At 70.0% G+C, this 11783-nt stretch carries 13 protein-coding genes and 1 pseudogene; 8 read left to right on the top strand and 6 right to left on the bottom strand.

Translation table 11 applies throughout. The annotated features are described in order from the left end of the window. Positions 1-465 (bottom strand): annotated as a pseudogene (locus ADL01_RS12705) (DUF3558 domain-containing protein); the annotation flags it as partial. Between the two features lie 215 nt (positions 466-680). On the opposite strand from ADL01_RS12705, the gene ADL01_RS12700 reads away from it, so the two are divergent. After that, positions 681-1874: an RtcB family protein gene (locus ADL01_RS12700; RefSeq protein ID WP_053742065.1), complete on the top strand. Its 1194-nt coding sequence runs from the start codon at positions 681-683 to the stop codon at positions 1872-1874. Positions 1875-2268: 394 nt separating this feature from the next. Here the strand turns inward: ADL01_RS12700 and ADL01_RS12695 are convergent, their stop codons facing one another. Both ADL01_RS12695 and ADL01_RS12690 read right to left on the bottom strand, forming a co-directional pair. Then, complete coding sequence (locus ADL01_RS12695; RefSeq protein WP_053742064.1) at positions 2269-2448, bottom strand: hypothetical protein; 180 nt, start codon at positions 2446-2448, stop codon at positions 2269-2271. Next, positions 2445-3224: an SDR family NAD(P)-dependent oxidoreductase gene (locus ADL01_RS12690; protein ID WP_053742063.1), complete on the bottom strand. Its 780-nt coding sequence runs from the start codon at positions 3222-3224 to the stop codon at positions 2445-2447. The genes ADL01_RS12695 and ADL01_RS12690 overlap by 4 nt, the downstream gene beginning before the upstream one ends. Positions 3225-3385: 161 nt before the next feature. On the opposite strand from ADL01_RS12690, the gene ADL01_RS12685 reads away from it, so the two are divergent. Then, a complete protein-coding gene (locus tag ADL01_RS12685) occupies positions 3386-3814 on the top strand; it encodes an ester cyclase (protein WP_053742062.1) in 429 nt (142 codons plus the stop codon). Positions 3815-3836: 22 nt separating this feature from the next. Here ADL01_RS12685 and ADL01_RS12680 read toward each other — a convergent pair whose 3' ends face one another. After that, positions 3837-4175 carry a YnfA family protein gene (locus ADL01_RS12680; RefSeq protein ID WP_053742061.1) on the bottom strand — a complete coding sequence of 113 codons (339 nt, stop codon included), beginning with the start codon at positions 4173-4175 and terminating at the stop codon, positions 3837-3839. A gap of 194 nt (positions 4176-4369) precedes the next feature. On the opposite strand from ADL01_RS12680, the gene ADL01_RS12675 reads away from it, so the two are divergent. The 5 genes from ADL01_RS12675 (at position 4370) to ADL01_RS12655 (ending at position 8978) form a co-directional block, all read left to right on the top strand. Beyond that, a complete protein-coding gene (locus tag ADL01_RS12675) occupies positions 4370-4855 on the top strand; it encodes a hypothetical protein (protein ID WP_053742060.1) in 486 nt (161 codons plus the stop codon). Positions 4856-5008: 153 nt separating this feature from the next. Beyond that, entirely contained in the window at positions 5009-6112 is a 1104-nt protein-coding gene (locus ADL01_RS12670; RefSeq protein ID WP_053742059.1) for an LLM class flavin-dependent oxidoreductase, read from the top strand. Next, positions 6109-6705: an FMN reductase gene (locus ADL01_RS12665; protein WP_053742058.1), complete on the top strand. Its 597-nt coding sequence runs from the start codon at positions 6109-6111 to the stop codon at positions 6703-6705. Before ADL01_RS12670 ends, ADL01_RS12665 begins: the two co-directional genes overlap by 4 nt. Before the next feature lie 89 nt (positions 6706-6794). Further along, on the top strand, positions 6795-7529 hold the full coding sequence (locus tag ADL01_RS12660; RefSeq protein ID WP_053742057.1) for a response regulator transcription factor: 735 nt from the start codon (positions 6795-6797) through the stop codon (positions 7527-7529). Continuing rightward, the gene (locus tag ADL01_RS12655) at positions 7530-8978 is read left to right on the top strand and encodes a HAMP domain-containing sensor histidine kinase (protein WP_053742056.1); all 1449 of its coding nucleotides are present in this window, start codon (positions 7530-7532) and stop codon (positions 8976-8978) included. Positions 8979-9104: 126 nt separating this feature from the next. Here ADL01_RS12655 and ADL01_RS12650 read toward each other — a convergent pair whose 3' ends face one another. Together ADL01_RS12650 and ADL01_RS12645 are read right to left on the bottom strand one after the other, a co-directional pair. Next, entirely contained in the window at positions 9105-9719 is a 615-nt protein-coding gene (locus tag ADL01_RS12650) for a DUF305 domain-containing protein (protein ID WP_053742055.1), read from the bottom strand. A gap of 70 nt (positions 9720-9789) precedes the next feature. Continuing rightward, positions 9790-10221, bottom strand: coding sequence for a DUF6153 family protein (locus ADL01_RS12645; protein WP_234354612.1), 432 nt, complete (start codon positions 10219-10221; stop codon positions 9790-9792). A 241-nt stretch (positions 10222-10462) separates the two neighbouring features. On the opposite strand from ADL01_RS12645, the gene nagZ reads away from it, so the two are divergent. Further along, the coding region (gene nagZ / locus ADL01_RS12640) for a beta-N-acetylhexosaminidase (RefSeq protein ID WP_053742053.1) at positions 10463-11783 on the top strand (1321 nt) is incomplete at its 3' end.

Below are 11783 nucleotides of genomic sequence, written 5' to 3'. Positions count from 1 at the left end.
GACCGAGGCGATGGGTTCCGGGAGGTCGGCGGCCGCCACCTTGGTCGCGAAGACGTTCGCCGCCTGGCTGTCGTCGCTCACGGAGTTGTCGTACGACACCACCCGTTCGAAATCGACGAGGAGACGGTCGGTGGCGTCCACCGACGTCACCTTCCAACGGCAGCCGACCTTGCGGTCCGTGTTGTAGGTGAGGGTCGAGACACCCTCGTACGCCTGCTCGCGCTGATCCTCGTCCGTGAGCTCCTTGATGCCGGGCAACAGCGAGTCGAGGGTGCCGTCGCTGACGATGCTGCAGGGCTCGGGGAGCGTGCGGTAACGGCCCGGCTGGGCCACGGTGGTCGCGGTGCCGCTGTCGCCGGGCTTGGCGTCCTCGGCGGTGTCACCACCGCCCGAGCCGCCGGTGCAGCCGGCCAGCAGCGCCGCGAGGAGGGCGGCGACGCCGGGTACGTAGGCCTTCCGCTGCACGGGCAGGTCCTCTCGACGATCCTTGGTGATCTTTGTGGGGGCGTGCTGCTCCAGTGTCCCCGCTGGTTATTCGCTTGCCGCACGGGGGCGTCACCGGCAGACAATGTCTATCGCACGCACCACTGTGTACGCCGGTCCGGCATCCCTTTCGTTGACCTTGGCGTCGGTTTTGCGTTTAAAGGCTTCTGTTGGTTTTCCGGGGGAATAAGGACGATATGTCGTACGTGGAAGTGCCGGGCGCGAAGGTACCCATCCGTATGTGGGCCGACCCCGCGTCGGTCGAGGACGTCGCGATGCAGCAGCTGCGCAACGTGTCGACGCTGCCGTGGATCAAGGGGCTCGCCGTCATGCCGGACGTGCACTACGGCAAGGGCGCGACGGTGGGATCGGTCATCGCGATGCACGGTGCGGTGTGCCCGGCCGCGGTGGGCGTCGACATCGGCTGCGGGATGTCCGCCGTCAGGACGTCCCTGACGGCCAACGACCTGCCGGGCGACCTGTCCCGGCTGCGGTCGAAGGTCGAGGAGGCGATTCCGGTGGGCCGGGGCATGCACGACAGCCCTGTTGATCCGGGGCGGCTGCACGGGTTCGCTACTGGGGGGTGGGACGACTTCTGGGGGCGGTTTGACGGGGTTGCGGATGCGGTGAGGTTCCGGCGGGAGCGGGCGGCTCTGCAGATGGGGACGCTAGGCTCGGGCAACCACTACATTGAGCTTCTGCTCGATTCAGAGGGGATTGTGTGGCTGACACTTCACTCCGGTTCCCGGAACATCGGTAAGGAACTTGCTGAATTCCATATAGGTGTGGCCCAGAAGCTTCCGCACAACCAGGGCCTGGTCGACCGCGACCTCGCCGTCTTCGTATCGGACACTCCGCAGATGGCGGCATACCGAAACGACCTCTACTGGGCTCAGGAATATGCGAAGCATAATCGCGCGATCATGATGGCGCTTCTGCAGGACGTGATCCGCAAGGAGTTCAAGAAGGCGAAGCCCACCTTCGAGCCTGAGATCTCTTGTCACCATAACTATGTGGCGGAGGAGCGGTACGAGGGCATGGACCTGTTGGTCACTCGTAAGGGCGCGATCCGCGCGGGCTCCGGCGAGTACGGGATCATTCCCGGCTCGATGGGGACCAGTTCATACATCGTTAAGGGACTCGGGAACGAGAAGGCCTTCAACTCGGCGTCTCATGGTGCCGGTCGCCGCATGAGCCGCAGCGCGGCGAAGCGTCGCTTCTCGGCGAAGGACCTGGAGGAGCAGACGCGGGGCGTGGAGTGCCGTAAGGACTCCGGTGTCGTGGACGAGATTCCTGGTGCTTACAAGCCGATCGAGCAGGTCATGGGCCAGCAGCGGGATCTTGTCGAGGTCGTGGCGAAGCTGAAGCAGTTCATCTGTGTGAAGGGCTGACCGTGAGGTCCAGGGCATTTGCGATTCTGGACCTCACGGCTCAGCGGTTCACTGGTCGTTCGGCATCAGTACTCGGCTGTTGCGGAGCCTCCACAGGCGCATGCGGCAACTTTGTTCGGTACGGCCGAGTTCGCTGGAGACGGTCACGATGTCGTCTGACCGAAGCAACAGTTGGTCCTCGGAAGCGGTCCAACTGCGTCGCGATTGCATGACCCGCATGTCAGGCGGACGGGTCCAGGAGGCGAGTTTGTCCGGCAATCCCGGCAGTGGGCCGTCGTTTTGATGTTGTGGCGCGAGCCTGGATCGACTGTTCAGACGTCGTTCGGGTGATCGGCGATATTCACTCTTGTGGGTTATGTGGGCCGTAAGTGCCCGTCTGCCCACAGGGTATGGACTACTTCGGGGCGTGCAGCACCGCGTAGATCATGACGAATGCCACGAGGTGGATGCCGAAGAGGAAGTACGCGAGGTAGTACCAGACGTACCGTTCGCGTTTCTTCTCCAGGGCCAGGAGCTGTTGTTCGCGCTCCCGGTCCTGGTCCCGGGCGGCGGTGTCGTCCGCGTCGGCCGTCATCGGGTCTCCCGGTGCACCTTCGTGTTCGATGCCTGGGCGCGGGGGCGCACGACCAGGAGGTCGATGTTGACGTGGCTCGGGCGGGTGACCGTCCAGGTGATGGTGTCCGCCACGTCGTCCGCCGTGAGGGGTTCGGCCACGCCCTCGTAGACCTTGGCCGCCCTCTCCGCGTCGCCGGAGAAGCGGGTCAGGGCGAACTCGTCGGTCTTCACCATGCCCGGCGCGATCTCGATGACCCGGACCGGGGTGCCGACGATCTCCAGGCGCAGTGTCTCCGCGAGGACGTGGGCGCCGTGCTTGGCGGCGACGTAGCCTCCGCCGCCCTCGTACGTGCTGTGGCCGGCGGTGGAGGAGACGATCACGATCGTGCCGTCGCCGCTCGCCGTCAGGGCGGGGAGGAGGGCCTGGGTGAGGTTGAGGGTGCCGATGACGTTCGTCTCGTACATCTGGCGCCAGTCGGCCGGGTCGCCGGTGGCCACGGGGTCGGCGCCGAGTGCGCCGCCCGCGTTGTTGACGAGGACGCCGATCTTCTTGAAGGCGGACGCGAACTCGTCCACCGCCGTGCGGTCGGTGACGTCCAGGGCGTACGCCGTGGCCTGGCCGCCCGTCGCGTTGATCTCCTCGGCCAGCGCCTCGATACGGTCCTTGCGGCGGGCCGTCAGGACGACGCGGTAGCCGGCCGAGGCGAGCCGGCGGGCCGTCGCGGCACCGATTCCGCTGCTCGCGCCGGTGACCACGGCGATGCGGGAGGCGGCGGACGGGGCGGCGGTGGCCATGGGACTGCTCCTGGGGCTTGGGCGGGCTGGCTGGGCGTACGGGCTGACGGCTGAGTGTCCGCCCAGGGTGCCCAGGATAGGCAGGCGGGCCGTTCCGCTCTGCCGTCGCCGGGATCCGGTGGGAAAATGAGGTGGGTGATCCTCGGCACTGGAGGTGAACCATGGGAGAAGCACGCGACGTCATGGACCGGCTCACGGAGGCGATCACCTCGGCCGACCTCAAGGCGATCGCCGAGCTCTACGCACCCGACGCGGTCGCCGTCACCCCGGACGGCGCGATCCACGGGCGCGACAACATCGTCGACTACTGGCGGCAGATGACGGACGCGGTGCCCGACGGCACGTACGAGTCCGTGCACGCGTACGAGATCGGCGACACCGCCGTGGACGAGGGGTTCTTCACCGGGCGCAACACCGGGCCGATCGGGCTGCCCTCCGGCGATCATCTGCCGGCCACGGGGAAGGAGATCCGGATCCGTGGCGTCGACCTCGCGACGGTCCGGGACGGGCACATCGTCGACTACCGGCTCTACTTCGACCAGATGGAGTTCCTGGGGCAACTCGGGCTGCTGCCCGACGAGTTGACCTGACCTGGCCCGGCTACGTACTCGCTCAGTCGCCTCGTGGGGCGTACATGATCACGGCCATGCCCGCGAGGCAGATCAGCGCGCCCGTCACGTCCCAGCGGTCCGGGCGGTAGCCGTCCGCCGCCATGCCCCAGGCCAGTGAACCGGCGACGAAGACACCGCCGTACGCGGCCAGGACGCGGCCGAACTCGGCGTCGGGCTGGAGCGTGGCGACGAACCCGTACGCGCCCAGGGCCAGCATTCCCGCGCCGATCCACGCCCAGCCCCGGTGCTCGCGTACGCCCTGCCAGACCAGCCAGGCGCCGCCGATCTCGAACAGCGCGGCGACGACGAACAGGGCTACGGAGCGCAGGACCGGCGACATGCGGGCAGCTTCGCATGCCGCTGCCGCCTGATCGCAGGGGGCCGGGCGTCTGGCCATCCGGCCATCCGGCCATCCGTGCTGCGGTTCTGCGCTCGCCGTCACCTGTTGGAGGGCGCCTGTCGTGCGCGTCAGGTGGGATACATCGCTTCGACCAGCGGTGACGGTCTCTGTCTTCTGGGTGAGGAGTGGGTGGCGTGCGGATCTGGACGCGTGGGCTGGTGGCGGTCGTGGGTGCGGTCGCGGTTGCGGTCGGTGTGGTTGGGGGTGGGGCGGTCGCCGGTGCCGACAGTGGGGGGCCCGAGTCGGATCTTGCCTATCACGGGGTTGTGTCGCTGGAGCGGGGGCGGATCGATCTGCGGGTGACGCCGCGCAACCACGGGCCGTCCGCCGTCGCCGACGCGACCGTGCGGCTGACCTGGTCGGCGCCGCTCGCCGCCCGGCAGCAGTTGCCGGACGGGTGCGCGCGGCTCGGGGCGCGGGTGGTCGTGTGCCGGACGGGTGCGCTGGCCGCCGACGGTGTGGGCGAGCGGATCGGGCTGCGGCTGCGGCTTCGGGGCGCGCCCTCCGAGGTGACCCTGGACATCGGCACCGTCTGGAGCGGCGGCGCCGTGGACCGCAACCGGGGCAACGACGTGCAGCGCGTGCTCGTGCTCGACACGGGGGACGCGTACTACTTCTGACGCCGTCCGACGCCCGCCGCGGCACCGTCACCTCCAGGGCGGTGCCGCCGTGCGTCGGGGCCGTGACCCGCGCCGGAATACCTCGGGCAAGGATGCGGTTGTCGCACTCGGACGATATAGTTGAAGAATTAACAACCTGGAGGGTGAGCGACCATGCAGTTCGGGATCTTCAGCGTCGGCGATGTCACACCGGACCCGACCACGGGACGTACGCCGACCGAGCGCGAGCGGATCAAGGCCATGGTTGCCATCGCGCTCAAGGCCGAGGAGGTCGGCCTTGACGTGTTCGCCACCGGTGAGCACCACAACCCGCCGTTCGTGCCCTCGTCCCCGACCACGATGCTCGGCTACATAGCCGCCCGGACGGAGAAGCTGCTCCTCTCCACCTCCACCACCCTCATCACCACCAACGACCCGGTGAAGATCGCGGAGGACTTCGCGATGCTCCAGCACCTGGCCGACGGGCGCGTGGACCTGATGATGGGGCGCGGCAACACCGGCCCGGTGTACCCCTGGTTCGGGCAGGACATCCGCGAGGGCATCAACCTCGCCGTCGAGAACTACGCCCTGCTGCGCCGGCTGTGGCGCGAGGACGTCGTGAACTGGGAGGGGCGGTTCCGGACGCCGTTGCAGGGGTTCACCTCGACGCCCCGGCCGCTGGACGACGTACCGCCGTTCGTCTGGCACGGGTCCATCCGGTCACCCGAGATCGCCGAACAGGCGGCCTACTACGGCGACGGCTTCTTCCACAACAACATCTTCTGGCCGGCCGACCACACCCGGCAGATGGTCGAGCTGTACCGCTCCCGGTACGCGCACTACGGCCACGGCACGCCCGAGCAGGCCATCGTGGGGCTGGGCGGCCATGTGTTCATGCGGAAGAACTCGCAGGACGCGATACGCGAGTTCCGGCCGTACTTCAACGAGGCGCCGGTGTACGGGCACGGGCCGTCCCTGGAGGACTTCGCCGACCAGACGCCGCTGACCGTCGGCTCGCCGCAGCAGGTCATCGAGAAGACGCTGGCCTTCCGGGAGTACGCCGGTGACTACCAGCGCCAGCTGTTCCTGATCGACCACGCGGGGCTGCCGCTGAAGACGGTGCTCGAACAGCTCGACATGCTCGGCGAGGAGGTCGTGCCGGTCCTGCGCCAGGAGTTCGCCAAGGGGCGCGCGGCAGACGTGCCGGACGCGCCGACCCACGCGTCCCTGCTGGCCGCCGCGCGCAAGGAGCAGGAGAAGGAGGAGACCGCCGTATGAAGCTCGTCGTCGTCTCGGCGGGGCTGAGCGTTCCGTCGTCCACCCGGCTGCTGGCCGACCGGCTGGCAGCCGCCGTGGACCGGCAGACGGACGTCGACATCCGGGTCGTGGAGCTGCGCGAGCTGGCCGTGGAGATCGCCCACAACTTCACCAACGGGTTCCCGGGGCCAAAGCTCGCGGACGCGCTGGAGGCGGTGACGGGGGCGGACGGGCTGATCGTCGTCACACCGGTGTTCTCCGCGTCGTACAGCGGGCTGTTCAAGTCGTTCTTCGACGTGCTGGAGAAGGACGCGCTGGCCGGGAAGCCGGTGCTGGTCGCCGCGACCGGTGGCTCGGCCCGGCACTCGCTGGTCCTGGAGCACGCGATGCGGCCGTTGTTCGCGTATCTGCGGGCCGTGGTCGTCCCGACGGCCGTGTACGCCGCCTCGGAGGACTGGGGCGCGGAAGGGCTCCCGGAGCGGATCGAGCGGGCGGCGGGGGAGCTGACGGCTCTGATGGCGGGGCTGTCGGCCCGGCCGAGGGTACCGAAGCCCCTGTCGGGCGGGTTCGAGGTGGTTCCGTTCGAGGAGCGGCTGAACGCGCTGCGGGGATAGGGGCGAAGGGAAGGCGGATGTGAGGCGCGCGGGGAGAGTGAGAGGCGAGTAAGAGACCCCCTTGGCACACTTGGCGGGTGTCACACACCGTGCTGCTCGCCGAGGACGACCGCGCCATCCGCCACGCCCTGGAGCGGGCCCTGACTCTTGAGGGCTACCGGGTCACCGCGGTCGCCGACGGGGTCGAGGCGCTCGCCCAGGCACATCGCACGCCGCCGGACATCCTCGTCCTCGACGTGATGATGCCCGGCATCGACGGGCTCCAGGTGTGCCGGGTGCTGCGCGCCGAGGGCGACCGTACGCCGATCCTGATGCTCACCGCGCTCGTCGAGACCGCCGACCGGATCGCCGGCCTCGACGCGGGCGCCGACGACTACGTCGTGAAGCCGTTCGACGTCGAGGAGGTCTTCGCCCGCCTCCGGGCGCTGCTGCGGCGCACCAGCCCCGACGAGCGCACCCCCAGGAGCGCCGCCCCCGCCGGAAACCACGCCTCGCAGGCGGCGAGGGAACCCGCCCTCCCCGAGCGGCAGCTCACCGCGGCCGGGCTGCGGATGGATCTCCAGGCGCGGCGGGTGTGGCGCGGGACGCGGGAGCTGGAGCTGACCCGGACCGAGTTCGAGCTGCTGGAACTGCTCGTGCGCAACGCCGGGATCGTGCTCGACCACTCCACGATCTACGACCGTATCTGGGGCTACGACTTCGGCCCTGGCTCGAAGAACCTCGCCGTGTACGTCGGGTATCTGCGCCGCAAGCTCGACGAGCCGGGCGCCTCGCAGTTGATCCACACGGTGCGAGGCGTGGGTTACGTCCTGCGGGAGGACTGAGTGACCCGGCGGAGGGCGCAACTGTCCTCGCTGCAAACCACCTTCGCCGTGTCGTTCGCCGCCGTCGCCGCCGGGGTGACGGTGCTGGTCGGGTTCCTGTCGTACGACGCCGCCGCGCGGCTGGTCCGGGTGGACCAGCAGTCCGCCTTCGCCGAGGTCGTGGGGGACCTCCAGGACGAGGTGCGGCACAACACGATGACGCCGCAGGACTTCTCGTCGTCCGAGCCGGGGCACGACATCGTCCGGCCCAGCCGTACCGACGTGCAGGTGCTCGGGGCGGGGGGAGAGATCGTCGACGGCGGCAGTCCGGCGCTGCCCGTCACCGCCGAGGACCGCCGTATCGCCGCGTCCCCGGTCGCCGGGCTGACCGTGCAGCACAAGGACGTCGACGTCGGCCAGGACGTCTACCGCATCGCGACCGTCTCGCTGGGCGGCGAGAGCGCCCGTGAGCAGGGGCCCGGGCAGCCCGCGGGGCGGGGCGCGGTGCAGGTCGCGCAGGAGTTCAGCGATACGGAGGACCTGCTGCGGGAGCTCCAGCAGCGGACGATCCTGATGATGGCCGCGGTCGTGATCGCGGCCGGGCTGTTCGGGTGGTGGCTGGCCCGGCGGATCACGCACCGGCTGCGTATCCTCGCCGCCGCCGCCGAGGACGTCGCCCGTACCCGCCGGCTCGGCATCCAGGTGCCGGTGACCGGGGCCGACGAGGTGGGGCGCCTCGGGCGCTCGTTCGACCGTATGCTCGGCCGGCTCGCCCAGTCGGAGGAGGACCAGCGCCGACTGGTCCAGGACGCGGGGCACGAGCTGCGCACCCCGCTCACCTCCCTGCGTACGAACATCTCGTTGCTTCGCCGCATCGACGAACTGCCGCCCGCGACCCGGGAGGACCTGGTCGACGACCTCGCCATCGAGGCACGTGAACTCACCGATCTGGTCAACGAGTTGGTGGATCTGGCGGCCGGGCAGTCGGACACCGAGCCCAAGCAGCGGATCGATCTCGCCGACCTCGCGGACGAGGTCGCGGTGGTGGCCCGGCGGCGTACCGGGCGGGACGTCCTCGTACGGGCGAGCGGGGACACCACCGCCGACGCCCGTCCCGCCGCGCTCCAGCGCGCGATGTCCAACCTCGTCGAGAACGCGGCCAAGTTCGACCGGGGCGGCACGGCGCCGATCGAGATCGCGGTCACCGGACCGGAGCAGGGGCGCCTGGGCGTACGGCAGGGGGTGATCCGGGTGGAGGTGCTCGACCGGGGGCCCGGTATCGCCGAGGGGGATCTGCTGCGCCTGTTCGACCGGTTCTATCGTGCCGCCGACGCCCGTAGCCTGCCCGGCTCGGGGCTTGGCCTGTCCATCGTGCGCGAGGTGGCCATCGCGCACGGCGGGGCGCCCTTCGCGAACCGGCGGGAGGGGGGCGGGGCGGTCATCGGGTTCACCGTGGGCGGGCAGGAGTGAGAGCGGTGGGGGCAGAGGGGTCTGGGGAGAGTGGTGGGACGAGCCGGCCGGTGGTGGCCGGCCGGCTCATCGGTGGTGCCGGTAGCGGTAGCGGTACTGGTACCGGTTGCGCTGTCGGTATCGGTGTCAGCTCTTGCCGAGGAGCTTGGTCATCTCGGTGATCTCGGCGTTCTGGGTGCGGATGACGTCGTCGGCCATGGAGGTGGCGGGGCCGTACTTGCCCTTGGCCTTCTCGGTGGTGGCCATCGTGACGGCGCCCTTGTGGTGCTCGATCATCATGGTCAGGAAGTTCTTGTCGAACTCCTTGCCGGCGGCGGCGTGGTCCATGCCGGGCATCGACTCCATGGACTCCATGCCGGGCATGGACTCCGCCGCCGCCGGGACGTCCTTGCCCCAGGTCTTCAGCCACCCGGTCATGGTCTCGATCTCCGGCGTCTGAGCCTTCTCGATGCGGGCGGCGAGGGACTTGACCTCGGGGGACGAGGCCTTGCCGGCCGCCGCCTTCGCCATCATCAGGGCGCCCTGGTGGTGGGGGATCATGCCCTGCGCGAAGGTGACGTCCTGGGCGTTGTGGTCCCCGGTCTCCTTGCTGCTGCTGCTGCCGCTGTTGCTGTTGCTGCTCGCGCCGCTGTTGGTGGTGCTCTTGTCGCTGTTGCCGTCGTCGCTGCCGCAGGCGGTGAGCGTGAGGGCGAGGGCGGCCGTGGCGGTCAGGGCGACGAAGGTCTTGCGGATGGTGCGCATGCTGGAACTCCTGCTGTGCGAAAGGGAATTGAGGTGTGCGCGCGGGCACGCCGACGGCGTGCGGCGACCTCTAGATCCGCAGGAGTTGGAGTTCGGCCAGCGAGGGTGGTGCTCTCGCGCCCTCGGGGGACCGGGGCAGCGAGCGGTCGGCGCGGGCGGCCGTGACCGAGGCGCCGGCCGGGTCGGGCGTGAGAGCGGGGAAGGTGTGGCCCGCCGGGAGGGCGCCGGACGCGCAGGTCGCGTCGGCGTGCTGGGCGTGGCCGCCGTGCGAGCCCATGTGGTGGCAGAGGGATTCTTCGGCGGGCCCGGCCCGCATGCTCATCCGCTCAGCCTGCCGGCCATGGTGGGAGGCGTCCGCCATCGCGACGGACATGCCACCCGGCCCGAGGCCGTGCATCGCGACGACACCCACCAGCAGCCCGAGCACGACGAACGCACGCGCCCACCAGTACCGGGGGTGCGTGCGCTGCTGTCGCTGTGCGCGGGCTGTCACGTGGGTCATCCTAGCGGGAGATGCATAGGGGTACGGGGTACCCGTATGCAGGTAGCGAGTTGTTCCACGGCAAGGGGTCGTTCCTCGGGAAGTACGGCTGAAACAGCGTTTCCGCTCATCTCAAGCTCATCCCACGCCGCAGGTCTTGGCATTTTCTGGTTGTTTGATTCATCTTGTGCTGGAGTTTTGGTGACTTCTATCATCGGAGGACATGCCCGCCAGACCCCCAGCCAGACCCAGAGGTCCTCCGATGAAGTCGACGCAGCAGCCCCGGCACCACCTGCCCCTCGACCTGCCCGTCGACCTCGACGAAGCCGTCCACCGGTGCCTCGTCGCCGGTTTCGACGGCACCACCGGCGTCCCGCACACCCTCAAGCGGCTCATCGACCGGGGCCTCGGCGGCGTGATCCTCTTCACCCGCAACGTCCGCGACGCGGCCCAGGTCCGCCGCCTCACCGACGAGCTGCGCGCCCTGCGCCCCGATCTCCTCGTCGCCATCGACAACGAGGGCGGCGGCATCGGCCACCTCGTCGCCGCGGGCGCCCCCGAGGTCCCCGGCTCCTACGCCCTCGGCGTCGTCGACGACCCCGACCTCACCGCCCGCTGCGCCGACGCCCTCGCCGGTCACCTGGCCTCGCTCGGCATCACCGTCTCGTACGCCCCTGTGGCCGACCTCCAGCACCACCCCGACAACCCGATCGTCCGCACCCGCTCCTTCGGCGCCGATCCGGAACTCGCCGCCCGTCACCTCCGCGCCTGGATCACGGCCACCGAGGCCCGCGGTGTCGCTTCCTGCGCCAAGCACTTCCCCGGCCACGGCGGCACGGTGACCGACAGCCACCACGAGATGGCGGTCGACCGTCGGTCGTACGACGAGATCCGCGCCGACGTCGAGCCGTTCCGGGCGGCGGTGGCGGCGGGCGTGCCGATGCTGATGAGTGCGCATGTGGTGTACCCGGCGCTGGATCCGGAGCGGCCCGCGACCCTCAGCCGTCGCATCCTGGACGACCTGCTCCGCCACGACCTCGGCTTCGAGGGGGTCCTCGTCAGCGACGCCCTCGAGATGAAGGCGATCGCCGACCGGTACGGCGAGGCGGCCGGCGCCCGGCTCGCCCTCGCCGCCGGCGCCGACCAGGTGATCGTGGCGGTACCGGAGCTGGCGACCACACTGGCCTGCCGGGACGCGGTGATCGACGCGCTGCGGGACGGCACGCTCACGGAGGAGCGCGTACGGGAGGCCGCCGGCCGGGTGCGGAAACTGGCGGAGCGGTACGCGGGGGCGGCGGGGGAGGAGGGGGAGGGCGCGGTCGGGTCGTGGGACGCGGGAGCGGGGATGGAGGCGGCTCGGCGTGCGGTGCGGGGTGGCTCCGCCGGTTCCGCCGGTTCTGCCGGTTCCGCCGGTTCCGGGGGTGGTGTGGTGTCCGCGGGGCGGGGTGCGTATGTCGTCGATCTGTTTCCGCCGCCGCATCCCGCGTTGAACTGGGGTGGCGAGGATCTGCTGAGCGAGGTGCGGGCGCTGGATCCCACGGCTGCGGGCATCGCGCTGAACGAGGCTCCGGTGGATCCGGGGG

Source organism: Streptomyces sp. NRRL WC-3618, from assembly GCF_001280005.1.
GTDB lineage: Bacteria > Actinomycetota > Actinomycetes > Streptomycetales > Streptomycetaceae > Streptomyces.
Note: the sequence above shows the minus strand (reverse complement) of the source record. Positions and strands in the feature narration are given on the sequence as shown.